The 26,255-nt window shown below is 69.8% G+C and carries 24 protein-coding genes; 12 read left to right on the top strand and 12 right to left on the bottom strand.

The annotated features are described in order from the left end of the window. Nucleotides 1–203 precede the first annotated feature (203 nt). The 6 genes from tkt to pgl are packed head-to-tail and all read left to right on the top strand — an operon-like array spanning nt 204 to nt 8,342. Nucleotides 204–2,294, top strand: coding sequence for a transketolase (gene tkt, locus V1227_RS40265; RefSeq protein WP_329790296.1), 2,091 nt, complete (start codon nt 204–206; stop codon nt 2,292–2,294). Further along, nucleotides 2,291–3,403 (top strand): transaldolase, encoded by a 1,113-nt coding sequence (gene tal / locus V1227_RS40260; RefSeq protein WP_329790295.1) that lies wholly within the window; start codon nt 2,291–2,293, stop codon nt 3,401–3,403. The genes tkt and tal overlap by 4 nt, the downstream gene beginning before the upstream one ends. Before the next feature lie 25 nt (nt 3,404–3,428). Beyond that, a complete protein-coding gene (locus tag V1227_RS40255; RefSeq protein WP_329790294.1) occupies nt 3,429–5,015 on the top strand; it encodes a glucose-6-phosphate isomerase in 1,587 nt (528 codons plus the stop codon). Continuing rightward, a complete protein-coding gene (gene zwf, locus V1227_RS40250) occupies nt 5,012–6,553 on the top strand; it encodes a glucose-6-phosphate dehydrogenase (protein ID WP_329790293.1) in 1,542 nt (513 codons plus the stop codon). Before V1227_RS40255 ends, zwf begins: the two co-directional genes overlap by 4 nt. Next, nucleotides 6,550–7,566, top strand: coding sequence for a glucose-6-phosphate dehydrogenase assembly protein OpcA (gene opcA / locus V1227_RS40245; protein WP_329790292.1), 1,017 nt, complete (start codon nt 6,550–6,552; stop codon nt 7,564–7,566). Before zwf ends, opcA begins: the two co-directional genes overlap by 4 nt. After that, the gene (pgl, locus tag V1227_RS40240; protein ID WP_329790291.1) at nt 7,563–8,342 is read left to right on the top strand and encodes a 6-phosphogluconolactonase; all 780 of its coding nucleotides are present in this window, start codon (nt 7,563–7,565) and stop codon (nt 8,340–8,342) included. Before opcA ends, pgl begins: the two co-directional genes overlap by 4 nt. A 2-nt stretch (nt 8,343–8,344) precedes the next feature. Here pgl and V1227_RS40235 read toward each other — a convergent pair whose 3' ends face one another. Both V1227_RS40235 and V1227_RS40230 read right to left on the bottom strand, forming a co-directional pair. After that, on the bottom strand, nt 8,345–9,238 hold the full coding sequence (locus tag V1227_RS40235) for a M48 family metalloprotease (protein WP_329790290.1): 894 nt from the start codon (nt 9,236–9,238) through the stop codon (nt 8,345–8,347). Between the two features lie 149 nt (nt 9,239–9,387). Next, the gene (locus tag V1227_RS40230; protein WP_329790289.1) at nt 9,388–10,728 is read right to left on the bottom strand and encodes a hypothetical protein; all 1,341 of its coding nucleotides are present in this window, start codon (nt 10,726–10,728) and stop codon (nt 9,388–9,390) included. A 213-nt stretch (nt 10,729–10,941) separates the two neighbouring features. Here V1227_RS40230 and V1227_RS40225 point away from each other — a divergent pair, with 213 nt between their 5' ends. Next, a complete protein-coding gene (locus tag V1227_RS40225; protein ID WP_329790288.1) occupies nt 10,942–13,665 on the top strand; it encodes a substrate-binding domain-containing protein in 2,724 nt (907 codons plus the stop codon). Here V1227_RS40225 and V1227_RS40220 read toward each other — a convergent pair. Beyond that, nucleotides 13,653–14,042 carry a response regulator gene (locus tag V1227_RS40220; RefSeq protein WP_236221192.1) on the bottom strand — a complete coding sequence of 130 codons (390 nt, stop codon included), beginning with the start codon at nt 14,040–14,042 and terminating at the stop codon, nt 13,653–13,655. The genes V1227_RS40225 and V1227_RS40220 overlap by 13 nt on opposite strands. Nucleotides 14,043–14,134: 92 nt before the next feature. Between V1227_RS40220 and V1227_RS40215 the strand changes: the two genes are divergently transcribed. From V1227_RS40215 to V1227_RS40205, 3 genes are all read left to right on the top strand, one after another. Next, on the top strand, nt 14,135–14,863 hold the full coding sequence (locus V1227_RS40215; RefSeq protein WP_329790287.1) for a DUF4360 domain-containing protein: 729 nt from the start codon (nt 14,135–14,137) through the stop codon (nt 14,861–14,863). A gap of 63 nt (nt 14,864–14,926) precedes the next feature. Next, nucleotides 14,927–15,556, top strand: a complete 630-nt coding sequence (locus tag V1227_RS40210; RefSeq protein ID WP_236221193.1) for a DUF4360 domain-containing protein — start codon at nt 14,927–14,929, stop codon at nt 15,554–15,556. 234 nt (nt 15,557–15,790) lie between these two features. Continuing rightward, complete coding sequence (locus tag V1227_RS40205) at nt 15,791–16,942, top strand: sensor histidine kinase (protein WP_329790286.1); 1,152 nt, start codon at nt 15,791–15,793, stop codon at nt 16,940–16,942. On the opposite strand, the gene V1227_RS40200 is transcribed toward V1227_RS40205, so the two are convergent. Further along, nucleotides 16,932–18,035, bottom strand: coding sequence for a hypothetical protein (locus V1227_RS40200; protein ID WP_329790285.1), 1,104 nt, complete (start codon nt 18,033–18,035; stop codon nt 16,932–16,934). The genes V1227_RS40205 and V1227_RS40200 overlap by 11 nt on opposite strands. A 38-nt stretch (nt 18,036–18,073) precedes the next feature. Here V1227_RS40200 and V1227_RS40195 point away from each other — a divergent pair, with 38 nt between their 5' ends. After that, nucleotides 18,074–18,694, top strand: a complete 621-nt coding sequence (locus tag V1227_RS40195; RefSeq protein WP_329790284.1) for a TetR/AcrR family transcriptional regulator — start codon at nt 18,074–18,076, stop codon at nt 18,692–18,694. Here V1227_RS40195 and V1227_RS40190 read toward each other — a convergent pair. Both V1227_RS40190 and V1227_RS40185 read right to left on the bottom strand, forming a co-directional pair. After that, nucleotides 18,681–20,291 (bottom strand): serine/threonine-protein kinase, encoded by a 1,611-nt coding sequence (locus V1227_RS40190; protein ID WP_329790283.1) that lies wholly within the window; start codon nt 20,289–20,291, stop codon nt 18,681–18,683. The genes V1227_RS40195 and V1227_RS40190 overlap by 14 nt on opposite strands. Beyond that, nucleotides 20,288–20,968 carry a hypothetical protein gene (locus V1227_RS40185; RefSeq protein WP_329790282.1) on the bottom strand — a complete coding sequence of 227 codons (681 nt, stop codon included), beginning with the start codon at nt 20,966–20,968 and terminating at the stop codon, nt 20,288–20,290. Before V1227_RS40185 ends, V1227_RS40190 begins: the two co-directional genes overlap by 4 nt. Nucleotides 20,969–21,134: 166 nt before the next feature. On the opposite strand from V1227_RS40185, the gene V1227_RS40180 reads away from it, so the two are divergent. Next, nucleotides 21,135–21,977, top strand: a complete 843-nt coding sequence (locus V1227_RS40180) for a hypothetical protein (protein ID WP_329790281.1) — start codon at nt 21,135–21,137, stop codon at nt 21,975–21,977. Nucleotides 21,978–22,081: 104 nt separating this feature from the next. On the opposite strand, the gene V1227_RS40175 is transcribed toward V1227_RS40180, so the two are convergent. The 6 genes from V1227_RS40175 to V1227_RS40150 form a co-directional block, all read right to left on the bottom strand. Continuing rightward, a complete protein-coding gene (locus tag V1227_RS40175) occupies nt 22,082–22,426 on the bottom strand; it encodes an RNA polymerase-binding protein RbpA (protein ID WP_053738343.1) in 345 nt (114 codons plus the stop codon). A 66-nt stretch (nt 22,427–22,492) separates the two neighbouring features. After that, nucleotides 22,493–22,732, bottom strand: a complete 240-nt coding sequence (secG, locus tag V1227_RS40170) for a preprotein translocase subunit SecG (protein ID WP_030478109.1) — start codon at nt 22,730–22,732, stop codon at nt 22,493–22,495. 178 nt (nt 22,733–22,910) lie between these two features. After that, nucleotides 22,911–23,699, bottom strand: a complete 789-nt coding sequence (gene tpiA, locus V1227_RS40165) for a triose-phosphate isomerase (RefSeq protein ID WP_329790280.1) — start codon at nt 23,697–23,699, stop codon at nt 22,911–22,913. Further along, nucleotides 23,699–24,892: a phosphoglycerate kinase gene (locus V1227_RS40160; protein WP_329790279.1), complete on the bottom strand. Its 1,194-nt coding sequence runs from the start codon at nt 24,890–24,892 to the stop codon at nt 23,699–23,701. The genes tpiA and V1227_RS40160 overlap by 1 nt, the downstream gene beginning before the upstream one ends. A 17-nt stretch (nt 24,893–24,909) precedes the next feature. Then, the gene (gene gap / locus V1227_RS40155) at nt 24,910–25,914 is read right to left on the bottom strand and encodes a type I glyceraldehyde-3-phosphate dehydrogenase (protein ID WP_329790278.1); all 1,005 of its coding nucleotides are present in this window, start codon (nt 25,912–25,914) and stop codon (nt 24,910–24,912) included. Between the two features lie 116 nt (nt 25,915–26,030). Then, the gene (locus V1227_RS40150) at nt 26,031–26,240 is read right to left on the bottom strand and encodes a hypothetical protein (protein ID WP_329790277.1); all 210 of its coding nucleotides are present in this window, start codon (nt 26,238–26,240) and stop codon (nt 26,031–26,033) included. Nucleotides 26,241–26,255 lie beyond the last annotated feature (15 nt).

The raw sequence follows: 26,255 nt of genomic DNA, 5'->3' as shown, positions 1-26,255 counted from the left end.
GGTAACCGCGTTCAATATTCACAGCCCGTTCGGGTACTCGTGTGCCTGGGCACACACCGGCCTGCGACCTTTCAGCGCAACATCCGAATCACTCAGGACTAGGCTGGCCGGAGGACGTGGGAGACACGCGGGTCAGGCTCTTCGGGATCGATTCCGAAGCGGCCGGGCACCCGCCCTAGCGACAAGTTTGGAGCTGTAAGTCCGTGACCGTCACCGACGACATCGCCCGGCTCACCAAGGCCGATCTGCCTGACGACTGGACCGAGCTCGACAAGCGCGCCGTCGACACCGCGCGCGTGCTCGCGGCGGACGCCGTGCAGAACGTCGGCAACGGCCATCCCGGCACGGCGATGAGCCTCGCACCCCTGGCGTACACGCTGTTCCAGCGGGTGCTGCGGCACGACCCCGCCGACCCGGACTGGATCGGCCGCGACCGGTTCGTGCTGTCCGCGGGCCACTCCAGCCTGACCCTGTACGTCCAGCTGTTCCTGTCGGGCTACGGCCTGGAGCTGGACGACCTCAAGCACCTGCGCAAGTGGGGCTCGAAGACGCCGGGCCACCCCGAGCACGGCCACACCCGCGGGGTCGAGATCACCACCGGCCCGCTGGGCTCCGGTCTCGCCGCCGCCGTCGGCATGGCGATGGCCGCCCGCCGCGAGCGCGGCCTGTTCGACCCGTCGGCCGCGCCGGGTGAGAGCCCGTTCGACCACCACGTCTACGTGATCGCCTCCGACGGCGACATCGAGGAGGGCGTCACCTCCGAGGCGTCGTCGCTCGCCGGCACGCAGCAGCTGGGCAACCTGGTCGTCTTCTACGACGACAACAAGATCTCCATCGAGGACGACACGACGATCGCGCTGTCCGAGGACACCGCGAAGCGCTACGAGGCCTACGGCTGGCACGTCCAGGTCGTCGAGTCCGGCGAGAACGTCAAGGGCATCCTCGAGGCGGTCGAGAAGGCGAAGGCCGTCACCGACAAGCCGTCGTTCATCCTGCTGCGCACGATCATCGGCTACCCGGCGCCGAACAAGCAGAACACCGGTGCCGCGCACGGTGCCGCGCTCGGCGTCGACGAGGTCAAGGCCACCAAGGAGATCCTCGGCTTCGACCCCGAGCAGACCTTCGAGGTCGCCGACGAGGTCCTCGCGCACACCCGCGAGGTCGTCAAGCGCGGTGAGCACGCCAAGGCCGAGTGGCAGAAGACCTTCGACGCGTGGGCCTCGGCCAACACCGAGAACAAGGCGCTGCTCGACCGCCTGATCGCCCGTGAGCTGCCCGAGGGCTGGGACGCGGACCTGCCGGTCTACGAGGTGGGTGGCAAGGAGGTGCCGACCCGCAAGGCCTCCGGTGAGGTCATCAACGCGCTGGCCAAGCACCTGCCGGAGCTGTGGGGCGGTTCGGCCGACCTGGCCGAGTCGAACCTGACCACGATCAAGGGCGCGAAGTCCTTCGGTCCCGCGGAGATCTCCACCGGCATGTGGAGCGCCGACCCCTACGGCCGCGTGCTGCACTTCGGTGTCCGCGAGAACGCCATGGGCATGATCCTCAACGGCATCGCGCTGCACGGCCCGACCCGTCCGTTCGGCGGCACGTTCCTCGTGTTCTCCGACTACATGCGTCCCGCCGTGCGCCTGGCCGCGATCATGAAGGCCGCCGTCACGTACGTGTGGACGCACGACTCCATCGGCCTGGGCGAGGACGGCCCGACGCACCAGCCGATCGAGCACCTCGCCGCCCTGCGCGCGATCCCGGACTTCGCGGTCGTGCGCCCCGGTGACGCCAACGAGACCGCGTTCGCGTGGAAGGCCGTCATCGAGCAGCTCGGCCCGGTGGGCCTGGCGCTGAGCCGGCAGAACCTCCCGATCCTCGAGGGGACCTCCGCCGAGGGCGTGAAGCGCGGCGGTTACGTGCTCTTCGGTGACGAGAACCCGGAGATCGTGATCATCGGCACTGGCTCTGAGCTGCAGGTCGCCGCCGAGGCCGGGAAGGTTCTGCAGGGCGAGGGCGTTGCAGTGCGCGTGGTCTCCATGCCGTCCACCGACTGGTTCGAGCAGCAGGACGCCGACTACCGCGAGTCGGTCATCCCGTCCTCGGTGAAGGCGCGCGTCGCGGTCGAGGCCGGCATCGCGCAGCCGTGGTACCGCTACGTCGGCGACGCCGGCGAGATCGTGTCGATCGAGCACTTCGGTGCCTCGGCCGACTACCAGGTCCTGTTCAAGGAGTTCGGCTTCACGACGGAGAACGTCGTCGCCGCCGCCCGCCGTTCCCTTGACAACGTGAGGGGTAACAAGTGAACAAGCCCAACCTCGACGCCCTCTCCGGCGCCGGAGTCTCCATCTGGCTCGACGACCTGTCCCGCGAACGGCTCACCAGCGGCAACCTGGACGAGCTGATCCGCGACTGGAACGTCGTCGGTGTCACGACGAACCCGACGATCTTCGCCGGGGCGCTGTCGAAGGGCGAGTCCTACGACGAGCAGGTCCGCGAGCTCGCGAACCGTGGTGCCGACACCGAGGCCACCATCCGCGAGGTCACGACGACCGACGTGCGCAACGCGTGCGACAAGTTCCGCGACATCTACAACTCGACGAACGGCGTGGACGGCCGCGTGTCGATCGAGGTCGACCCGCGCCTGGCGTTCGAGACGGACAAGACCGTCGCCGAGGCGCAGGACCTGTGGAAGACCGTCGACCGGCCGAACCTGCTGGTGAAGATCCCGGCCACCGAGGCGGGCATCCCGGCGATCACGAAGGTGATCGGCGAGGGCATCTCCGTCAACGTGACGCTGATCTTCTCCGTCGAGCGGTACGAGAAGGTCATGGAGGCCTACATCGCGGGCCTCGAGCAGGCCAAGGCGAACGGCCACGACCTCCGGTCGATCCACTCGGTCGCCTCGTTCTTCGTGTCCCGCGTGGACACCGAGGTCGACAAGCGCCTCGACAAGATCGGCACGGACGAGGCGACCGCGCTCAAGGGCAAGGCCGCTCTCGCCAACGCGTGGATCGCCTACGGGTCGTTCGAGAAGACGTTCCGGGGTGAGCGCTGGGAGGCCCTGAAGGCGGACGGCGCGAACGCGCAGCGTCCTCTGTGGGCGTCGACCGGTGTGAAGGACCCGAGCTACTCCCCCACCCTCTACGTCGACCAGCTCGTCGTGAACGACGTCGTGAACACGATGCCGGAGAAGACGCTGCAGGCCGTCGCCGACGCGGGCAAGATCACCGGTGACACGGTCACCGGACGCGCCGCGGAGGGCCAGGAGGTGTTCGACCAGCTCGCCGCCGTGGGAATCGACCTCCAGGACGTGTTCGTCGCGCTGGAGACCGAGGGCGTCGAGAAGTTCGAGAAGTCCTGGGAAGAGCTGCTCGAGACGGTGACGAACCAACTGGCAAAGCTGAAGGGCTGATACCCAAGTGACCTCCGTCGAAATCGTGAGGTCACCGAACGCCGACCAGGTCAGCACCATCGCTGCTGACCTGGTCGCGGATTCGGTGCCGAGCAAGCTGACCGCGCAGGACCCGACCCTGTGGGGGCCGGAAGCCGAGTCCGAGGCGAGCATCCGCCTCTCGTGGACGACGTTGCACGAGACGTCCCGTCCACTGCTCCCGGAGCTCAAGGCGCTGCGCGAGGAACTGCACGCCGAGGGCGTCGACCGCGTCGTGCTCGCCGGGATGGGCGGCTCGTCGCTGGCTCCCGAGGTGATCACGCGGACGCAGGGCGTCCCGCTGGTCGTGCTGGACACCACCGATCCCGCCCAGGTCGCCGACGCTCTCGCCGGTGACCTCGAGCGCACGGTGATCGTGGTGTCGTCCAAGTCCGGTGGCACTGTCGAGACCGACAGCCACCGGCGGATCTTCGAGAAGGCTTTCGCCGACGCGGGCATCGACGCCGCGTCGCGCATCGTGGTGGTCACCGACCCCGGCTCGCCGCTGCAGTCCGCGTCGGAGGAGGCGGGCTACCGCAAGGTGTTCCTGGCCGATCCGAACGTCGGTGGCCGATACTCGGCGCTGACGGCGTTCGGCCTGGTGCCGTCCTACCTCGCCGGCGCCGACGTGGAGTCGCTGCTCGACGAGGCGGCCGAGGTCGCCAAGGTCGTGTCGCAGGACGACGTGGACAACCCGGCCGTCCGGCTGGCCGCGATCTTCGGCGCCGCGCACGCGAACGGTGCCGAGAAGATCGTCTTCGCGGACACCGGTTCGGGCATCAAGGGCTTCGGCGACTGGGCGGAGCAGCTCATCGCCGAGTCCACGGGCAAGAACGGCACCGGCCTGCTGCCGGTCGTCGTCGAGGGCCCCGGCGCCGAGGGCTTCGTGAACGCGCGTTCGGACGCCACGACCGTCGCGATCGGACCGGCCACCGGTTCCGCGAACGTCGCGGTCGAGGGCAAGCTCGGCGCGCAGTTCCTGCTGTGGGAGTACGCGACCGCGCTCGTCGGCCGGGTGCTCGGCATCAACCCGTTCGACCAGCCCGACGTCGAGGCCGCGAAGAAGGCGGCGCGCGCGCTGCTGGACGCGCCGGTCGCGTCGGCGACCACGCCGTCCTTCGTGGACGGACCGGTCCAGGGCCACGGCACCGACTGGGCGCAGCGCAAGGTGCACACGGTCGCGGAAGCCCTGGCTGCCCTCGTCGAAGTGGCGCCCGACCACGGCTACATCTCCGTTCAGGCGTACTTGGACAGGATCGACGACGCGTCGTTCGAGCTGCTCCGCGCGGAGATCGCGAAGAGGACGCACCTGCAGACCACGTTCGGCTGGGGTCCGCGCTTCCTGCACTCGACCGGCCAGTACCACAAGGGCGGTCACCAGAACGGTGTGTTCATCCAGATCACCGGCGAGTCCGGCGACGACCTGGAGGTGCCCGGCCGTCCGTACACGCTGGCGCAGCTGCAGCTCGCGCAGGCGCTCGGCGACGGTCAGGTGCTCGCCGAACACGGCCGTCCCGTGCTGCGGCTCCACCTCGAGGACCGCATCGCAGGTCTCGCCCAGCTCGTCGAGGCAGTCCAGGAGGACGGCTCGTGACCACATCCGCCAAGTGGCGCAACCCGCTGCGGGACGCGCGCGACAAGCGCCTGCCCCGCATCGCGGGCCCGAGCGCGCTGGTCATCTTCGGTGTCACCGGTGACCTGTCGCGCAAGAAGCTGATGCCCGCGATCTACGACCTCGCGAACCGGGGTCTGCTGCCGCCGGGCTTCGGCCTCGTCGGCTTCGCCCGCCGCGACTGGGCCGACCAGGACTTCATGAAGGTCGTCCACGACGCGGTGAAGGAGCACGCGCGCACGCCGTTCAACGAGGCGGTCTGGGCGCAGCTCGCCGAGGGCATCCGGTTCGTGCAGGGCACGTTCGACGACGACGAGGCGTTCGACAACCTCGCGTCGTGCCTGGCGGCCCTGGACAGCGAGCGCGGCACGGGCGGCAACCACGCGTTCTACCTGTCGATCCCGCCGGGCGCGTTCCCGACGGTGATCAACCAGCTCAAGCGCGCGGGGCTCGCCCAGGCCAAGGACGACCAGTGGCGCCGCGTCGTCATCGAGAAGCCCTTCGGCCACGACCTGAAGTCGGCCAAGGAGCTCAACCACACGGTCAACGAGGTCTTCCCCGAGGAGTCGGTGTTCCGCATCGACCACTACCTCGGCAAGGAGACCGTGCAGAACATCCTGGCGCTGCGGTTCGCGAACCAGCTGTACGAACCCATCTGGAACTCGAACTACGTCGACCACGTGCAGATCACCATGGCCGAGGACATCGGTCTCGGTGGCCGCGCCGGCTACTACGACGGCATCGGCGCGACGCGCGACGTCATCCAGAACCACCTGCTGCAGCTGCTCGCGCTGATCGCGATGGAGGAGCCCGTCTCCTTCAAGCCGGCCGACCTGCGGGCGGAGAAGGTGAAGATCCTCTCGGCGACGCGTCCCGCGGAGCCGTTCGAGGAGACCACCGCGCGCGGCCAGTACACCGGTGGCTGGCAGGGCGGTCAGAAGGTCCCCGGCCTGCTCGAGGAGGGCGGGTTCTCGCCCGAGTCGAAGACCGAGACGTTCGGCGCGATCACCTGCGAGGTCAACACCCGCCGCTGGGCCGGGGTGCCGTTCTACCTGCGCACCGGCAAGCGCCTGGGCCGCCGCGTCACCGAGGTGGCCGTCGTGTTCAAGCGGGCGCCGCACCTGCCGTTCGACGACACCGCGACCGAGGAGCTCGGGCAGAACGCCCTGGTGGTCCGCGTGCAGCCGGACGAGGGCGTGACGATCCGGTTCGGGTCGAAGGTGCCGGGCAACACGATGGAGGTCCGCGACGTCACGATGGACTTCGGCTACGGCCACTCGTTCACCGAGTCGTCGCCGGAGGCCTACGAGCGGCTGCTGCTCGACGTGCTGCTCGGTGAGCCGTCGCTGTTCCCGAAGAACGACGAGGTCGAGCTGTCCTGGGAGATCCTCGACCCGGTGCTGGAGTTCTGGGCGCGCAAGGACGAACCCGCTCTCGAGAAGTACAAGGCCGGGACCTGGGGCCCGCCGTCGGCGGAGACGATGACCGCCAGGACCGGAAGGCAGTGGAGGCGTCCGTGATCATCGACCTGCCCTCGACCACCACGTCCCAGATCAACTCCCGCCTGGTGCGGCTGAGGGACGAGGGTGGCGCGACCACCCTGGGCCGCGTGCTGACCCTGGTCATCGTGACCGAGGACGGCCAGCGGACCGACGCCGCGATCGACGCGGCCAACGACGCCTCGCGCGAGCACCCCTGTCGCGTGATCGTCGTGGCCCGCGGCGCTCGCCAGGCCGCCCCTCGTCTCGACGCGCAGATCCGCGTCGGCGGTGACGCGGGCGCGTCCGAGGTCGTCGTCCTGCGCCTGTACGGCGAACTGGCCAAGGAAGGCGCCTCGTGCGTCATGCCGCTGCTGCTGCCGGACACCCCGGTCGTGGCGTGGTGGCCGTTCGACGGGCCGGTCTCGCCGTCGAAGGACCCGATCGGTCAGCTCGCGCAGCGCCGCATCACCGACGCGGCCGCCGAGAAGAACCCGATCAAGGCCCTGGAGTCCCGCCGGGCGCACTACGCGCCGGGTGACACGGACCTGGCGTGGACGCGTCTGACGCTGTGGCGCGCCATGCTCTCCGCGTCGCTGGACCTGCCGCCGTACGAGAAGATCACCGAGGCCGAGGTGACCGGCGAGGCCGACTCGCCGTCCACCGACCTGCTGGCCGCGTGGCTCACGGACCGGTTGAAGGTCCCTGCCAAGCGCTTCAAGGCGACCTCGGGCGAAGGCATCGTGCAGGTGAAGCTGGACCGCCCGTCCGGTGCCGTCGACCTGCACCGCCCGGACGGCAGGGTGGGCACGCTGTCGCAGCCCGGCCAGCCGTCGCGGCGGGTGGCGCTGCAGCGCCGTTCGGTGCGCGACTGCCTCGCCGAGGAACTGCGCAGGCTCGACCCGGACGAGGTCTACGCGGCGGCGCTGAGGTCGCTGTCGAAGGTCTCGAAGGGCCGCACGCCGTCCGCGAAGCCGGAGGAGGCCCCGGCCGCCGCGCCGGAGCCCGCCAACGGTTCCGCCGCGAAGAAGCCGAAGGCGAAGGCGAGTTCGTGAGCAATGCGCAAGTAGTGGTGCACCGCGACGGCGACCTCCTGGCCGCCGCCGCGGCGGCACGCCTGGTGACCCGCATGGTCGACGCGCAGGCCGCTCGCGGTCACGCGTCGGTCGTGCTGACCGGTGGCCGCACCGGCGCCGCGGTCCTGGAGCACCTGAACCGCAACGGTGCCCGTGACGCCGTGGACTGGTCGCGCGTCGACCTGTACTGGGGCGACGAGCGCTTCCTGCCGTCCGGGCACCCGGAGCGCAACGAGACGCAGGCCCGGGCGGCGCTGCTGGACCACGTGCCGGTGGACCCGTCGCGGGTGCACGTGATGGAGCCCTCGGACGGCAAGTTCGGCGACGACCCCGAAGCCGCGGCGGAGGCGTACGCGTCCCTGCTGGCGTCGCTGGCGCGGCCGGAGGACCACGGCGACGTGCCGTCGTTCGACGTGTGCATGCTGGGCGTCGGCGAGGAGGGGCACGTGGCGTCGGTGTTCCCCGCTTCTCCTGCGGTGTACGAGAAGGAGCGGACGGTCGTCGCGGTGCGCAACTGCCCGAAGCCGCCGCCCACGCGCGTGTCGCTGACGTTGTCGTCGGTGCGGCGTGCGCAGGAGGTCTGGCTGATGACCACCGGTGAGGCCAAGGCCGCCGCGGTGGCCATGGCCCTGAGCGGTGCCGGCGAGGTGCAGCTGCCCGCCGCGGGCGCCACGGGCCGGCGCCGGACGTTGTGGCTGCTGGACACGGCGGCCGCCTCGGCGGTGCCCGCCCTGTTCAAGCCTCCGCTGGCGTGAGCTCAGGCCCCCGGGTTCCGGCCCGGGGGCCTTCTCAGCCTGCTGATCCTCTGCGCGCACGACGGGTGCGACGCGAGCATCCGCGCCCGCATCGGCGCCCTGGCCCGTGCGTCGTCGTGACCTTCCTTCACCCACCGCTGCAACACTTCCAGCAGCAGCGGCCCGTACCCGAGCTCCGCCGCGACCCGGTCCGCGTGCAGCTCCCCCCGCCGGCTCGCCAGCGCCAGCAGCGGCGCGACCACGGGCACCAGCAACAACCACGGGCTGACCACGACCGCCGCCACCGCCAGCGCCACCACCGGCAGGAGACTCGTGACGGCCGCGGCCCTGGTCCCGATCGCCTGCCCCGCAACGAGAACGCCTGTCGCGACCAGCACCACCACCCGCACCACGACCCGCGCCGGGAGCTCGTACCACCAGCGCAGCAACGAGATCCGCGTGTGCCCGGCCAGGTGGTGCCCGAGCTCGTGCGCCAGCACCGCCTCCAACTGCCTGCGCGGCAACTGCAACGCCGCCGTCGACACCCCCACGACGTGCCCGCCGACCGCCATGGCGTTGATCTCGCGGGAGTTCTGGACCCGCAACCAGTACCGGCCCGGCTCCACCCCCGCCGCCCCGCAGACCTCCTCGAGCAACGGCTCCAGGAGAGCCCTTTCCGCGGCCGTCGGCTTCCTGAGCCGGTGCGCGAGCGCCGCGAGCACCACGTCCGTCGCCGGCACGAACACGACCGCGCCGGAGAGCAGCCACAGCGCGGGCACCAGCCAGGGCGTCTGCGGGACGAGCGCCCGCCCCGCGAGGAAGAACACCAGCAGGCTGCTCAGCACGGTCGGCATGCCGAGCAGCAACTCGGACACAGCGGACAGGTCGAAGCGCCTTCGGGTCCTCGGCACCGTCATCACCTCGGGGCTCGAGCGTTCCAGCCCGGCACCGTTCGTGTCCAGCCGAGTCGCCCGACCCGCTCAGCGCTGTTGGCTGGAGGGTGAACCGGTACGTCCAGCGCAGCGACTACGAGAGCACCTGTCACCGGTGCGAACCGGCTACAGGCTCACGCGCCGCCCACCAGTTCCTCCATCACCGGCACCGGCAACGACGGGTTCGCCGCCGCGGCCGAAGCCGTGAACTCGTTCCCCAGCATCTGCACGACCACCGCCACCGGCAGGTTCGGGTGCGCCGCCGCGAGGTGCCGGGCCCGCGCGTCCTCCAAGCACAGCACCAACGTTTCGCCCAGGGCGGCCGGGTTCCCGGCGATCGCCCGGTACGTGCTCCCCGACCAGGCGGCGTGCAAAGCCATGTGGTGCAACAGGTCGGCGGGGCAGGAGGGGTTCAGGGCCACCCGCGGGTACGACCGCGCCCCGCACCGCGACACCAGGTCCCGCAACCGCGCGCCGGTCAGCGAGGGATGCGCGGCCACGGCGGTGGCGACGGACGGATCCGGGTCGCGCGCAAGGCGTTGCACCAGGTCCGGCGGCAGGTCGGGGCGCAGGGCCACCATCAGCCGCACCTGCGTCACGGAGGAATCCGCCAGCGCGCGGAGTTCGGCCTCCGACGCGGAGGCGATGCGGGGCGGGACCTCCGCGGAACCGAGGCGCGCGGAGGGTGCCAGCTCCACCAGGAGGTCCAGCGGGATCGCGGGGTTGCGCAGCACGCCGCTGAGCCGGCGCAACACGGCGACCGGCACCGCGGGGTTCACCGCGAGCGCCGACAGGATGCCCGGTTCGATCTCCGAGGCGAGTTGTTCGTACACGGCGGGAGGCAGGTCTGTGCGCGAGGCGAGGAAGTAGCGGGCCTCGTGGTGGCGCACCAGTTCCGCCGCCAGGGCCGCCGGGGTCGACGGGTTGGAGGCCAGTTCGCGGGCGGCGGAGGAACCGAGCCGCGCCAGCACGGCGGGAGGTGTGTGCGGGGAGGCGGCGAGGGCGCGGCGCACGTCGGGGCTCGGATGCCGGCTCAGCGACAGCGCCAGGGCCGGTGGCACGGCGTGGAAGGTCACCAGTCCGGCGACCACCTCCGGGTCGGGGTCGGCGGCCAGCAGGTCCACGACGTCGGGCGCCAGGTGGTGCGCCCACTCGGGGAGCCGGCTCCGGATCGCGGGGTCCGGGTGGAAGGCGAGGACGCGGGCCAGGGCGGGGTCGGCGTCGGGGTGTTCGAGCACGGCCAGTGCGACCGATTCGTCCGGGATCGGCACGTTTTCGGGCCGGGCAAGACCTCTGGACAGAAGCTCGCTCACGACCGCGGAGTCACCGTGTGTCAGCAACGCGCGCACGTGGCCGGACGAGAGGTCGTTGCGGGAAGCCAGTTCCCACGCCAGTTCGGGGCGGGTGACCAGGCGGTCGAGCAGGAAGCCCGGGAGCGCGGGGTTCGACGCCAAGCCCTCCAGTACAACGTTCACCGATCTCCCCGGTAACACGGCGCTCATTCCCCCCGGCAACGCGTATCATCCCCAATCGCGTTGAGTAGCGGGGGTTTTGTGGCAAACGGCAGTGCTGGGCGACGTCCCACCATCGGGATGATCACCGCTGGCCCGCTCATCGAGCTCGCGGGCGAACAGTGGCGTGGTGTCAGTGACGGCGCTCAGCGGCTCGGATGCGACCTCGTGTGTTTCGTGGGCAGTGCACTGGACCATCCGGATCCGCACAAGCGTAGGGCCAACACGGTCTACGACCTCATCTCGCCGAACCGCATCGATGCGCTCGTGGTGTGGACTGCGCGCGTGGGGCAGCTCGTCGGCTCCGAAGGCATGTACGAGTTCACGAAGCGCTACGCGCCCATGCCGATCGTCAGCGTCGAGACGAGCCTTGCGCACTGGCCGACGATCCTGGTGGACAACCAGGACGGCATGAAGCAGGCAGTCGACCACCTCATCGAGGTGCACGGCAGGCGGCGGATCGCGTTCGTCCGGGGACCTCAAACGCATGCGGGTGCCCGAGAACGGTTCCTCGGCTACATGGAGTCGTTGCAGAACCACGGAATCCCGCTCGACCCGAAGCTCGTCACGATGCCCGGCCCGGTGATCTGGGAGCCGGAACGCGCCGCCGGGTCCGTGCGCAGGATGCTCGCGGGCCTCGACGAGCCACCGGACGCCATCGCCGCCGCGAGCGACGACTACGCGCTCGGGATCGTGGCCGTGCTGGAGGAGCTCGGGTTCCGCACGCCGGAGGAGATCGCCGTCGTCGGGTACGACAACCACACCGACGTCCGCGCGAACGACCTCACGACCGTGCGCGCGCCGTTCCGCGAGATGGGCATCCGGGCCGTGGAGCTGGCGGTGGCGCTGGTGCACGGCAAACCCACGCGGCAGCGCCAGATGATGCCGACCGAGCTGGTCGTGCGCCGGTCGTGCGGCTGCCTGCCGTCCGGGCTGGGCGGCCACGCTCCCGCGCACGACCGGCTCGTCGTCAACGAGTCCGCGACCGCGTCCACCGTCGCCGACCACCTGCGGGACTCGATCGGGCGCCCGTCCGCGAGGCTGCCGCGGGACTGGGCCGAACAGCTGGTCGTCGAACTGATGGCCGCCGGGCGCGGCGAGGTCGAGGGCGCGGAGTTCCTGAAGCTGCTCGCCGAGTACATCCGGTCGAGCGCGCGCGCCGGGTGCGAACCGGCGCGGTGGTGGCCACCGTTGTTCGACCTGCACCGGTTCGTGACGGCACGCATCAGTGACGCCACGATCATCAACGACCTGTGGCTGCGCGTGCAGCTTCTTCTGGGCGATGCGTTCGCCACGGACGCACGCTTCAAATACCTGGAGCACGAGCGCCACGACCAGAGAGTGCGCGAAGCAGGGCAACGGCTCATCGCCTCACGGGGCGTGGAAGAGCTGACGACCGCGCTCGCCGAAGAGCTCCCCCGCCTCAACATCCCCGGCTGTCACGTCATGGCGTACGACACGCCAGGCACGGCGCGCGCGCTCGTGCGGTTCGAGAGCAACGAGCTGAAAAGCCCGCAGGAGACGCCGTTCCCGACGATCAACCTGACGCCGTACCCGTTCCGGCGCGACGAGCCGTTCAGCGCGCTGGTGGCGCCGCTCTACACCGACGAGGACCACCTCGGGTACGTGCTCTTCGAGGAGGGCCCGGAGCCCGGCTGGATCTACGAGGCCGTGCAGCAGCAGCTCAGCAGCGCGTTGCGCGGCATCAGGTTGATGCAGGAGCTGAAGGACGCGCGCGCACGCCTCGAAGAACGCGTCGGCGAGACGGAAGCGCAGTTGCGGCACGCGCAGAAGATGGAGGCCATCGGTCGGTTGACCGGTGGCATCGCGCACGACTTCAACAACATCCTCACGGTCGTGAACGGCAACAGCGAGATGCTGCTGCGCCGCACCCTCCAGGACGATCCGCGGCGCACGGCTATCGAGGACATCCGGCACGCGGGCGAACGGGCCGCGAACCTCACGCGCCAGTTGCTCGCCTTCACCCGCCAGCAGGTGCTGCACCCGGAGTCGCTCGACCTCAAGCGGAACCTCACCAAGGTGCACTCGATGCTGCGCACGCTCGTGGGCGACCGCATCGAGCTGGAGATGCGCCTGCCCGACACCGCGCGGGTGTGGGCGGACGCGGGTCAGGTCGAGCAGATCCTGTTCAACCTCGCGGTCAACTCCCGCGACGCCATGCCCGACGGCGGCACGCTGACGATCTCGATCGAGGACACGACGCTCGGCGGCGGCGAGACCGGCCGGATCGTGGGCGTGCGGCCGGGCGCGTACGTGGTGCTGCGCGTGCAGGACACCGGCTTCGGCATGGCACCGGACGTGCGGGCGCAGGTGTTCGAGCCGTACTTCACCACCAAGCCGGTCGGCAAGGGCACCGGGCTCGGCCTGTCCACGGTGTTCGGCATCGTGCAGCAGTCCGGCGGGCAGATCGAGCTGATCAGCGCACCCGGCGCCGGCACGACCGTCGAGGTCTACTTACCCGTGCCGGTCGAGCGCGACGGCACCCCTGAGGCTCCGTGCGCGCGGCGCATCCCCACGCACCGAGGCGTCGGCACGGTGCTGCTCGTGGAGGACGACGCGCAGGTGCGGATCATGACCAGGCGCTCGCTGGAGACCGCGGGCTACGCGGTGATCGAGGCGGGCGACGGCCAGGAAGCGCTGCAGCTCGCCACCGCGCACCGCAGCACGATCGACCTGGTGCTCACCGACGTCGTCATGCCGAAGATGGGCGGTCCCGAGCTCGTGCGGCTGCTGCGCTCGACCGGCGTCGCGCCCGCGGTGATCTACATGTCCGGTTACACGACCGACGAGGTCCTCGACGACGAGGTGCTGATCACGAAGCCGTACGTGGAGTCGGAGCTGCTCGAACGCGTCCGCGAGGTGCTGGCTCAGGACGCCTGAGCGCTCCGCGCGAGCACGTGGCGGACGGTCTCGTCCAGCGCCTCGATCCGGAACGGCTTCTGCAGGTAGCCCGCGACCTCGTGGCCCGCGAACCGGCGTTCGAGCGACGTGCGGTCGTGGCCGCTCGTCAGCACCACCGGTACGGTGAGGCCCTCGCGCTCCAGCTCGGCGAGCACCTCCTCGCCGGACAGGCCCGGCATGCTGTGGTCGAGCAGCATCGCGCCGACCTCGGCCCGCCGGTCGCGCAGGATCGCGATGGCCTCCGTGCCGTCGCTGGCCTGCAGGACTGCGAAGCCCAGCTCCTCGAGCAGGCTCACGGTGTACCTCCGCACGGGGTCTTCGTCTTCCACGACGAGCACCAGGCCGGCCAGCGACATGCGGGCAAGTATGCCTGAAACCATTCGTTCCCTCAGCACCAGGTGTCCGGCTATTTCCGGCAACCGTTCACGGGCTGCTCCGTCGGGATGACTTGAGCCGTTTGGGTCACACCATTGGTCGAGGACCTGCGCTAACCTTCGCGGCACCGCTGCCGCTCCACGCCGGGAAAGAGGCACCAGGAAAGGCCAACTTCATGCGCAAAGCGACGGCGGCAGCCGCCCTGGCCGTGCTGTTCTCATTGTCGTCCACACCCGCGAACGCCGATCCGAGGCCCGCGGACAGGGTGACCATCGACGTGGTGACGGTGAACGGTTCCGGGTGCAGGCAGGGCAGCGCCGAAGTGGTCGTCTCGCCGGACAACACCTCGTTCTGGGTGATCTACAGCGACTACCTGGCCCAGGCGGGCAAGGGCGCGGGCGCGACCGACTTCCGCAAGAACTGCCAGCTCAACCTGCAGGTCAACGTCCCGCAGGGCTTCACCTACGGCATCGCGGAAGCCACCTATGCGGGGTACGGGAACCTCCAGCGCGGGGCGACCGGGTACCAGTACGTGAATTACTACTTCCAGGGTCAATCGGCCACGAACACGTGGAAGCACACGTTCACGGGGCCGTTCGACGACAACTGGTCGATCACTCATCGAACCGAGTTCGCGGACATCGTCCACGCCCCCTGCGGTGAGAAGAAGAATCTCAACGTCAACAGTTCGCTGCGCGTCGACAAAGGTACCTCGGACCCCAATGCGAACAGTTTCATGACGATGGACTACACGCGCGGAGAAGTGCGCACGCTGTACCACTTCTCCTGGAAGCGCTGCTGATTTCCACAAAGGCCGCCGCCACCGCCGCCACCCCCCTGTGAGACGCGTCGGAAAGGTGCCCCCATGCTCAACGCGGTTGCCGCTGCTCTGCTGGCCTCGACCATCGTCATCCCGCCCGGCGCGCCGAACGGGACGCCGCCGCCCGGCCACATCACGATCGACATCGTCACGGTCAACGGCTCGGGCTGCCCGGCGGGCACCGCGGCCGTCGCGGTGTCCGAGGACAACAAGGCGTTCACCGTCACCTACAGCGACTACCTGGCGCAGGTCGGGGTCGGTGCGCGGCCGACCGACTTCCGCAAGAACTGCCAGCTCAACCTGCGGGTGAACGTGCCGCAGGGCTTCACCTACGGCATCGCCCAGGCCGACTACAGAGGCTTCGCGCACCTGGAGAGAGGCGCGTACGCCGTCCAGAAGGCCAACTACTACTTCCAGGGCATGTCGCAGAACGACTCGGCGCAGCACCGGTACAACGGCCCGCACAGCGACGCCTGGCAGGCCACCGACACGACCGAGGTCGCCGCGATCGTCTACTCGCCGTGCGGCGAGAAGAGGAACTTCAACATCAACACCGAGCTGCGGGTCTACCCGGGCACGTCCAACACGGCCACTACGACGAGCTTCGTGTCGATGGACTCGACCGACGGCGCGATCGACACGACGTACCGGTTCAGCTGGAAGCTCTGCCCGTAGTGGTGCTGTGACTACCGCACGCGCTCGCACGAGCGTGTGCGGTAGCACATATGTGAGCCGACAGCCGTACAGATTCGCGTGTGCGGGCGTCTTACCCCCATGACGGGGCAGGTCGGGGTGAAGGGGCAGCCAATGCCATCCGCCGCATATGCGCAGTACGGTGAGGGTCGGAAGGCTCACAGGGGAGGTCGGATCCTGACCACGACGCTGCTCCCGGCCGGCCGGTCGAAGAGGGTGGCCGGCTCGCGCTGGCCGATCAGTGGTGACTACCGGCAGGTGCTCGCGGACCTGGCGTTGATCTTCTTCGCCGTTCTCGACGTCTGGCTGTACGGGCTGTGGCTCGAGGCCGACCCGATCACGGACCTGCCGCCGATCGAGGACTACCAGCTGTGGCTCAACTGGCTCGCGGTCGGCGCGCTGGTGCTGCGCCGCCGGTTCCCGTTCCTCACGCTCGTGCTGACGATCCCCGGTTTCTTCGTCGGCTGGTCGCAGCTCGCCGCGATGATCGCCCTCTACACGGTCGCCCGCCGCTACATCGGTGGCTGGCAGACGGGCCTCGCGGCCGCGCTGGTGTGGCTGTGCCGGTTCGTCGCCTGGCCGTTCGAGGAGCTGATCGAACGGCCCGCGTCCGGCCACTTCCACTCGGCGATCTACGGCTTCCTGGTGGCAGGTCTGCCCATCGCGATCGGCCTGCTGGTGCACGCGCGGCAGGAGCTGTCCGACCGCATCCGCGAACTGGCCGAGTCACGCGAGAGAGAGCGTGTGCTGCACGCGCACGCCATCCGCGCGGACGAACGGGCGAAGCTCGCCCGCGAGATGCACGACGTCGTGTCGCACCAGGTCAGCCTCATCGCCATGCAGGCGGGTGCGCTGCGCATGGCCGTGGCCGACGCCGAGCACAAGCAGGTCGCCGGCACCATCCGCACGTTGTCGACGCGCACCCTCGACGAACTGCGTCAGCTCGTGTCGGTCCTGCGCACCACCGACGACAACCAGCCGGGCGTCGACGAGCTGCCCGAACTGGCCGCCGACGCGGGCTTCGAGGTCACCGTCCAGCTCAAGGGCCCGGTCGAGGACCTCGCCGCACCGGTGTCCGGCGCCGTCTACCGGACGGTGCAGGAGGCCCTGACCAACATCCGCAAGCACGCCGTCGGGGCGAGCGCGACCGTGCTCATCGACGCCCAGTACGACGACAACGTGCAGGTCGAGGTGCGCAACACCGCCCCGTCCAGCCCGTCGTCGTCGCTGCCCAGCGGTGGTCACGGCCTGGTCGGTCTGCGTGAGCGCGCCACGCTGCTCGGGGGCGAGTTCTCGGCGGGACCGACCGAGGACGGCGGCTTCCTGGTGACGGCGTCGTTCCCGAGGGAACGCGTCATCACCGATTGAAGCGCTTGAACGCGTGGAACGACTGCTTCGGCTCCAGGCGGTATGGAGAGTTGTCGTCGTCGAACCGCTCACGGATCGTGCGCAGCAAGCTGTATGAGGCCATGTCGTAGTCCCGATCGCGGCACGTCGGGTGGTGCGGCGAGTCCGGTGAAATGACCGAGTACAGGTGCGAGCCCTCGACATCGGGCTGTGCGCCGAATACGCGCAGCATGCGGGCGACGTGGTCGGCCTGCTCGCGTTCGTCCCGCTCGAAGCCGGGCTTGACCACCGGCGGGTCGGCCTCGTGGTCGACGATGTCCCAGCCCATCCCCCCGGCCTCCGCGGCACCGGTGAAGGTGCAGCAGCCGTACTCGAGGACCATGAGCGGTTTGCCCCAGCGGCGGTATCCGTCCAGGTCGGCGGTGTACTCCGCGTCGGTCTCGAAGTGCGCGTAGTAGTCGAGCCCGACGAGGTCGAACAGCGACCAGTCGTTCCACCCGGCGTCGGCGCCCGCGGCCGCGCCGTAGGTGATGCGGCCGCGGAACTCCCGGCGCGACACCTCGACGGCCTCCGCCATGAACGCGCGGAAGCGCCGGACGACGTTCGGCCACTCGGAGCCCGGGATCGCCGGGATGGTCGCGATCCGTTCCAGGAACGAGTCCCCGGGGATGATCCCCGGGGTGAAGAGGAAGTGCTCGCAACCCGTCACGAACGTGATGTTGTCGCCGTGCCGCTTCCGTTCGGCCGTGCGCGCGGCCTCCGCCATGTGCTCCAGGACCTCCTCTTGCGGGTGGTCGTAGAGACGCGGCTGCACGAAGACCCGCATGCCGTGGCGCAGCGCCACGTCCGTGGTCTCCGCGAGGCGGCCGAGGTCGGTGCCGAACGCCGTGATCGACGGGCAGTTCAGGTCGCCCGCGATCAGGCCGATCTCCTGTTCCAGCCGGCGGCGGCTCCACCGCACACGGCTCAACGGTTCCCCGACCGCGTGCAGCACGCCCGTGTCGTAGCAGACGCCGCCGCGCTTCTTCGGTGCCGCCGACGCCGCACCCGGCCCAAGGGTCGCGAGCGCGGCGGCCCCCGCGACGGACTTCAGGAACACCTTCCGACTGAACATCGTTCCCCCTGACTAGTTGCTCAACTAGGCTACTGGTCATGCAATCAGAAAATCGGTCGGGCGACCAGAAGCGCAGCTTCATCGAGGATGCCCGGCGCTCGCAGATCGTCGCCGCGACCATCGCGACGATCGCCGAGATCGGGTACGCCAAGGCGTCGTTCGTGCAGATCGCGCAGCGTGCGGGCATCAGCCCGGGGCTCATCACGTACCACTTCGCGAAGCGCGAGGAGTTGATGAAGCAGGTCGTGCTGACCGTGCACGACTCGATGGACCGGGCGCTGACCGCGCGCACCGAGAACGCCGACGGGTACGTCTCGGCCCTGCGGGCGCTCGTCGAGGGTTTCGTGCACTACTGCGCCGAGCACCCCGCCGAACTGGTCGCGATCGGGCAGATCGCCGCCGCGGCGCGGGACGCCGAAGCCGCGCGGACGTGGTCGGAGGAGCAGAACGCGCGCACGCTGACCGAGCTGGAGGACATGTTCCGCGAGGGTCAGCAGGCCGGTAAGCTGCGGCAGTTCTCGCCGCGGGTGATGGCGGTGACGGTGGTCGCCGCGATGGAGGCGGCACCGGCCGAGCTCTGGGCCCGGCCGGACACCGACGTCTCCGAGTACGCGAGGGAGCTCGCGGACCTGGTCGAGCGGGCGGTCAGGGCCGCTTAGAGGCGAGTGACGCGCTCAACGCCGCCGCCGCGCCGAGCACACCGCACGTCAGCGCGATGGACATCGTCGGCTCGTGCTTGAGCAACACGGACACAAGCAGCCACACGGCGAGTCCCAGCCCGAGCCCCAGCGGCACCGACGCGATCACCGCCGCCATGCCGGTCTGCCGGCGCCGCAACGCGCGCAGGTTCGACTCCAGGTACGCGAACGTGAAGAGCAGCAACAGCAGCGAGCCGGTGCCCATGAGGCTGAGCCACGGCGTCCGGCTCGACTCCAGCAGGAACGGCGGCTGCTCGTCGACCTGGGCCGTCACGACACCGCCGATGATCCACCGCGCCGCACCGGGCAGCACGAAGCCCTCCGGTCCGCGCTGGGGCACGTCGGCGAGCGGGATGCCCGCGGCCGTCACGACCAGATGCGTGCCCTCGACCTTCACCGGGTCCGCGAGGTCCTGCGTGATCTTCGTGTCCGGCGGCGTGCCGGTCGCGACGAACGGCACCACGACGAGAGCGATCAACGCGAGCGCGGCCACCAGCCAGAGCGCCCACGGCGCCGACGGCGGTTTGATCACCTGCGCGGCCGGCACCAGCGTGCTGCCGCCGCTCAGCCGCGCGGCGGGGACCGGGTCGACGAGCGTCGCCCGGATCCGCTGCCCCGTCAGCGTGACGGTGTCGCGTTCGGGCACGGGCCGCAGCGACGGACGGGTGGACGACGCCGACACCTGCGGCGCGAGGTGCACCGGCATGGTCAGCCGCAGCAGCCAGTCCGGGCCGAACAGGTGGGCCGCCGCGCCCGCCAAGTCGATCGCGAACGTCTCGGCGTTGCGGTAGCGGGCCTCCGGCTCCCGCGCGATGCTGCGCATCACCACGCCCGCAAGGGGTTCCGGCACCTTCGGCAACGGCCGCGGGTCCTGGAACACCCGCTTCTGGATCATGGCGATCGGGCCGCCGCCGCGGCCGAACGGCAGGTCGCCGCACAGCAGTTCGTAGAGCACCGTGCCGGTCGCGTAGACGTCCGCCGCCGGCGACAACGGGTTGCCCATCGCCTGCTCCGGCGCGATGTAGGCGGGCGTGCCGAGCACCGCGCCGCCGTGCGTCACGAGAGTCGCGCCCTCCGACACCACCTGGGAGATGCCGAAGTCCGCCACCTTCACCACGCCGTTCGAGGTGAAGAGCAGGTTCTTGGGCTTCACGTCGAGGTGCAGCACCCCGGCCTCGTGCGCGGCGTGCAGACCGCTCAGCGCCGCCAGCACGATCCCGCACGACTGCTGCGCCGTGAGGCCGTCGCTCGCGAACCGCGACCAGACCGTGCCGCCGTCGAGGCGTTCCATCACCAGCAGGTGCTCGCCCTGCTGCCGGACGTAGTCGTAGACGGGCACGATGTGCGGGTGGTCCAGCCGCGCCAGCAGCCGCGCCTCGTGCTCGAAGCGCTCGCTCATCCGCGGGTCCTCGGCCACCGCGTGCGGAAGCCGTTTGATCGCCACGGGACGCCCGAGCTGCCGGTGCACGCCACCGTAGACGACCCCCATGCCGCCCTCGCCGATCTGCTCACCGACGGCGTACTGCGGCAGGGCGGCAACCACGCTGGACTGGTTCACAGCCGGAACCTCACGGTCTCCGCGTCCATTGAGGACGGTTGCCTCCCACCCGGATGCGGTGTCACGTAGCCGAGGAAGAACGCTGCCGCCGCGGCGCCGAGGATGAACGGGATCTCCGCCGTCGGCGACGGCGCCACCAGCCGCAGCACCGACAACGAGATCACCGCGATCAGCCCGGTCCCGATCCCGGCGGGCAGGAACCGCATCGCGCGCTGCCACCGGTTCGCGGGAAGTCGCCTGCGCGCCAACGCGATCAACGCCCCCGCCCACGACAACCCCGTCAGCACGAGGACGCCCAGGCCGAACGCCCCGTAGACCGACCAGAGCGAGCCCCTGATGTCGCCGGTCGTCTCGACCGACGCGATGGTGTCCCGCTGGGTGTCGACCACCTCGACCGCGACCGGGAGCAGACCGATCGCCTGCGAGCCGAGGTCGGTGGGCTCGAGCGGGAACGACCGGGTCTCCGAGGACTTCGCCGGCACGTCGAACGGAACCGTTGTGTCGTAAGCGAAGAAGGTCAACGCCAGCGCGGTGCCGCTGATCCGCACGGTCTTCACGCGCTGGACGGTGCTCGTGTTGTTGCGGACCGTGATGGAGACCTTGGCGGTCTTCGACGGGTCCAGCACCAGCGTCCCTACTCCGACCGGCCTACCGTCCACATCGGCCTCGAGGATCACGGACGAGTCCTGTGCGGAGGCCGTGGACGGGAGCAGCATAATTCCGCACAACAGCAGTAAACCTGCACCGGCCATGCGACGTCTCACTAGCGCACCTTAGGTTCTGATCCGGGGAGAGGGAATGCGGTCTTCAGGCTTACTCGTGGCCATCACGGCCGGTGTTACGGTGCTGAGCGCCACACCGGCGGTGGCCCAGCAGGCGCCCTCGGTGACCGTGAGCCCCAGCAGCGGACCCGCGGGCTCGACCGCGGCTTTCACCTGGTCGGGCTTCTACAGGTGCAAGGGCACCATGCGCATCAACTGGGCGGGAAGCGTACTGGCCACCGCGCCCTGGGCGGCTAACGGTTCGGTCACCGCCACCATCCCGGCCGGCTCCAAGCCGACCACGTACAGCTACACCGCGACCGACGAGTGCGGCCGGTCCGCGTTCGGCAGGTTCACCGTGACGCCCCCTCCCCCCGTCACCACCACGCGGCCGCCGGTCACCACCACGCAGCCGCCCGTCACCAACCCCCCGGTGACCAACCCGCCGGTGACGACCCGCCCGCCGGTCATCACGACCACGACTCCCCCGGCGACCACGACGTCCACGACGTCCACGCCGCCGTCGTCCTCGGAGACCCCTCCCTCGTCCACCGACGCGCTGACCGACCCCGGCGACGGCGTCCTGGTGCTCGACAAGGAGAACATCCAGCCCGGCGACGACCTGACCGCGACGGGCACGGGCTGCCCGAAGGGCGCGAATGTGACGCTGCGGTCGCTGGGCCAGGACGTCGGCCAGACCGTCGCCGACGAGGACGGGAACTTCCGCTCCCCGGTGAGGTTCACGAACATCGAGCCCGGCCGCCACAAGGTGCGCGCGGAGTGCGGAATCGTGCTCGTGGGCAACGTCGACGTGACGCTGTCGAGCTCGTCGGGTGGCACGACCAGCACTCTCGTGGTGCTGCTGTTCTTCCTGCTCGTGGGTGCGGCGATGCTGCGCCGCCAGTTCAGCGGGCTGCGCCGCTAGCCGGACCGGCAGCGCGTCCGTCTCCCCCGGATCCACGTGCAGGGCCCCCTCTCCGCAGTAGAGGGGGCCCTGCACGTGGATCCGAGTTGCTCCGCGAGCCAGGCTTACGGCTCTTCGCGCTGACGGCGGAGCTTGGCGAGAGCCTCTTCGAGGATCGCCTCGCCGTCCGCGTCGGAGCGCCGCTCCTTCACGTACGCAAGGTGCGTCTTGTACGGCTCGTTGCGCGGAGGCGCGGGTGGCGTCTGCTCGTCACGACCTGCCGGCAGGCCGCAACGCGGGCAGTCCCAGTTCTCCGGGATCTCCGCGTCGACCGCGAAGGAAGGCCGAGACTCGTGACCGTTCGCGCACCAGTACGACACCCGACGACGGGGCGCGGACTCGCCGCGCTCCGATTCACCCATCGGGCCTGCGCCGACGCGGGTACCGCGAATCGCGTTACCACCAGACATCGACCGTTACACCCCCACCAAGTGGTTACCCCAAGCCCCTGAGGGCTTCTGCCGCTGAACGGAAGATCAGGCTCCGGGGAGCTTGATCAGCAGCCCGATGCCCACGATGGCGATGACCCAGATCGCGCCGACGAACAGCGTCAGGCGGTCGAGGTTCTTCTCGACAACGGAGGAACCGGACAGACTCGACTGCATACCGCCGCCGAACAGCGAGGAAAGGCCACCGCCCCGGCCGCGGTGCAGCAGCACGAGCAGCACCAGCAGCACGCTGGAGACGATCAACAGGATCTGCAGGAACAGGATCATTTCTTCCTCGCTGTCAGGCAGCCGACGCCATAGAGTACCTGTTCGACTGCCGAACGTGTGCAACCAGTGGGATTAAGGGTTCAGACGCGCTGACCGCTCACCTTAGCCGTCTCCTGCGGTGGTCAGCGGGACACCGGAGGAGGCGGACCAGGGTGAGCGGTCGGCACCTCTGATCAACCTAGGGCAGAGGCCCGCCGGCGGCCAGAGCGCACAGCTTGGTGAACTCGTCGGCCTGCAGGCTGGCGCCGCCGACGAGAGCGCCGTCGATGTCCTTCTGCCCGATGAGCTCACTGATGTTGGACGACTTCACCGAACCGCCGTAGAGCACGCGGACGACGGCAGCGGTCTCCTCGCCGTACTTCTCCGCCACGAACGAGCGGACCAGCGAGCACACCTCCTGCGCGTCGGCCGAGGAGGCGGTCTTGCCGGTGCCGATGGCCCAGACCGGCTCGTACGCGAACACGATCTTGGCGACCTGTTCGGCGGTGAAGCCCTTGAGGCCGTCCTCCAGCTGCTGGCGCACGAGCTCCAGGTGACCCTTGGCCTCGCGGACGTCCAGCTTCTCGCCGAAGCAGAAGATCGGGGTGACGCCGACCTTCAGCGCCGCCTTGACCTTGGCGTTGACGATCGCGTCCGTCTCGCCGTGGTACTCGCGGCGCTCGGAGTGCCCGACGACCACGTAGTGGCAGCCGAGCTTCGCGAGCATCGGGCCGGACACCTCACCGGTGTAGGCGCCGGAGTCGTGCCGCGAGATGTCCTGCGCGCCGTACTTGATCAGCAGCTTGTCGCCGTCGACCAGCGTCTGGATGCTGCGGATGTCGACGAACGGGGGAAGAACGGCGACCTCGACCTTGGCGAAGTACTTCTCCGGCAGGGAGAAGGCGATCTTCTGCACGAGGCCGATCGCCTCGAGGTGGTTGAGGTTCATCTTCCAGTTGCCCGCGATGAGCGGGAGCCGGGCTGCCATCAGGACTCCAAAACGCTGATGCCGGGGAGTTCCTTGCCCTCCAGGAACTCGAGGGACGCGCCACCACCGGTGGAGATGTGCGAGAAACCGTCCTCGGGCAGACCGAGCGCGCGCACGGCCGCGGCGGAGTCGCCACCGCCGACGACGGTGAACGCCTCGGACGCGACCAGGGCCTCCGCGACGGCACGGGTGCCGCCGGCGTAGGTCTCGATCTCGAAGACGCCCATCGGGCCGTTCCAGAACACGGTCTTGGCGTCGGCCAGCTTCGAGGCGAACAGCTCGCGCGACTTCGGGCCGATGTCGAGCCCCATCCTGTCGGCGGGGATCGCGTCGGTGCCGACGACGTCGTGCTCCGGGCTGCCGAACTCGGCCGTGACCAGCACGTCGACCGGCAGCACGAGCTCGACGCCGCGCTTCTCGGCCTCCGCGAGGAAGCCCTTGACCTGGTCGAGCTGGTCTTCCTGCAGCAGCGACGTGCCGACCTCGTGGCCCTGGGCCTTGAGGAACGTGTACGCCATGCCGCCGCCGATGAGGAGCTTGTCGACCTTGGTCAGCAGGTTCGCGATGACACCGAGCTTGTCGGACACCTTCGAACCGCCGAGCGCGACGACGTACGGGCGCTCCAGGTCGTCGGTGAGCTTGCGCAGCACGCCGAGCTCGGCCTCGACGAGACCGCCGACGTACGCGGGCAGCTTCTTCGCGACGTCGTAGACCGAAGCCTGCTTGCGGTGCACGACGCCGAAGCCGTCGGACACGAACGCGTCCGCGAACGACGCGAGCTCCTCGGCCAGCTCCTCGCGCTCCGCGTCGACCTTCGAGGTCTCCCGGGCGTCGAAGCGGACGTTCTCCAGCATCACGACGCCGCCGTCGGTCAGCGCGCCGACCACGGACGTGGCGGACGGGCCGACGAGGTCCGACGCCAGCGGGACCTCGGTGCCGAGCAGCTCACCGAGGCGGGCGGCGGCCGGGGCGAGCGAGAACTTCGGGTCCGGCTCGCCCTTGGGGCGGCCGAGGTGAGCGGTGACGACCACGCGGGCACCCGCGTCGGCGAGGGCCTTGATCGTCGGGACCGACGCGCGGACGCGGCCGTCGTCGGTGATCTTGTCTCCGTCGAGGGGGACGTTCAGGTCGGCGCGCACCAGCACGCGCCGACCCGCGACACCCTCGGCGAGCAGGTCGCTGAGAGTCTTCAACGCACTCGCTCCCGGACTCAGATCTTCGAGGCGACGAGCTTGACCAGGTCCGCGAGGCGGTTGGAGTAGCCCCACTCGTTGTCGTACCAGCCGACGACCTTGACCTGGTTGCCGATCACCTTGGTCAGCGGCGCGTCGTAGATGCACGAGTGCGGGTCGGTGACGATGTCGGCCGACACGATCGGGTCGGTCGAGTACTTGAGGATGCCGGCCAGCGGGCCCTCGGCGGCGGCCTTGTACGCGGCGTTGATCTCGTCGACGGTGACCTCGCGCTTGAGCGTGACGGTCAGGTCGGTGGCCGAGCCGGTGGGGATCGGCACGCGCAGCGCGTAGCCGTCGAGCTTGCCCTTGAGCTCCGGCAGCACCAGGCCGATGGCCTTGGCGGCACCCGTGGAGGTCGGGACGATGTTCAGCGCGGCGGCGCGGGCGCGGCGCAGGTCCTTGTGCGGCGCGTCCTGCAGGTTCTGGTCCTGCGTGTACGCGTGGATCGTGGTCATGAGGCCCTGCTCGATGCCGAAGCTGTCGTTGAGGACCTTGGCCAGCGGCGCGAGGCAGTTGGTGGTGCAGGACGCGTTCGAGACGATCGTCTGCGAGCCGTCGAGCTTCTCCTCGTTGGCGCCGATGACGACCGTCAGGTCCTCGTTCTTGGCCGGCGCGGAGATGATGACCTTCTTGGCGCCGCCCTCGTCCACGTGCGCGCGGGCCGCGGTGGCGTCGGTGAAGAAGCCGGTCGACTCGACCACGACGTCGACGCCGAGGTCCTTCCAGGGCAGAGCGCCCGGGTTGCGCTCGGCGAGGGCCTTGATGACCTTGCCGTCGACGGAGATGCCCTCGTCGGTGACCTGCACGTCGGCGTCCAGACGACCGAGGATGCTGTCGTACTTCAGCAGGTGGGCCATGGTGGCGACGTCACCGAGGTCGTTGAACGCGACGATCTCGATGTCGTGGCCGCCGGCCCTCACGGCGCGGAAGAAGTTGCGCCCGATCCGACCGAAACCGTTGACACCTACACGAACCGTCACGACTGACTCCTTGCGTTCAGCTTGGGCAGGAACAAGCCCACCCTATCTGCCGAACTGCGTCCCTGGTCACAGGGATAGTGCGGATCTCTTGATCGAGCCAGAGAAACGTGCCCTGATTAGGCCGTTCGGCGGCGGAGCGAGCGGAGCATCCAGAGGTAGGCGCTCAGCTCCTCCGCGGCCTCGGCGGCGGAGCGGCACGCCTCCGGGCCGGTGTCCGCCGGCTCCCCGCCGACGACGGCGGTGATGCGCGCGAGCCACTCGTCGACCACGAGGCGGTCCTGCGGCGGGACGAGAGAAGGGTTCGGAGGTCTGGTCCCTGCTGTCATCACCGGATCGTCCCG

The sequence above is a fragment of the Lentzea sp. DG1S-22 genome (assembly GCF_036321065.1).
Lineage (GTDB): Bacteria > Actinomycetota > Actinomycetes > Mycobacteriales > Pseudonocardiaceae > Lentzea > Lentzea jiangxiensis.
Note: the sequence above shows the minus strand (reverse complement) of the source record. Positions and strands in the feature narration are given on the sequence as shown.

Excerpts from the sequence above, each read along its gene's own strand:
- V1227_RS40235 (WP_329790290.1), bottom strand. The coding sequence starts at position 9,238 with ATGACGGTGCCGAGGACCCGAAGGCGCTTCGACCTGTCCGCTGTGTCC.
- V1227_RS40220 (WP_236221192.1), bottom strand. The coding sequence starts at position 14,042 with ATGTCGCTGGCCGGCCTGGTGCTCGTCGTGGAAGACGAAGACCCCGTG.
- V1227_RS40210 (WP_236221193.1), top strand. The coding sequence starts at position 14,927 with ATGCTCAACGCGGTTGCCGCTGCTCTGCTGGCCTCGACCATCGTCATC.
- V1227_RS40200 (WP_329790285.1), bottom strand. The coding sequence starts at position 18,035 with ATGTTCAGTCGGAAGGTGTTCCTGAAGTCCGTCGCGGGGGCCGCCGCG.
- V1227_RS40195 (WP_329790284.1), top strand. The coding sequence starts at position 18,074 with ATGCAATCAGAAAATCGGTCGGGCGACCAGAAGCGCAGCTTCATCGAG.
- V1227_RS40175 (WP_053738343.1), bottom strand. The coding sequence starts at position 22,426 with ATGTCTGGTGGTAACGCGATTCGCGGTACCCGCGTCGGCGCAGGCCCG.
- secG (WP_030478109.1), bottom strand. The coding sequence starts at position 22,732 with ATGATCCTGTTCCTGCAGATCCTGTTGATCGTCTCCAGCGTGCTGCTG.
- tpiA (WP_329790280.1), bottom strand. The coding sequence starts at position 23,699 with ATGGCAGCCCGGCTCCCGCTCATCGCGGGCAACTGGAAGATGAACCTC.
- V1227_RS40150 (WP_329790277.1), bottom strand. The coding sequence starts at position 26,240 with ATGACAGCAGGGACCAGACCTCCGAACCCTTCTCTCGTCCCGCCGCAG.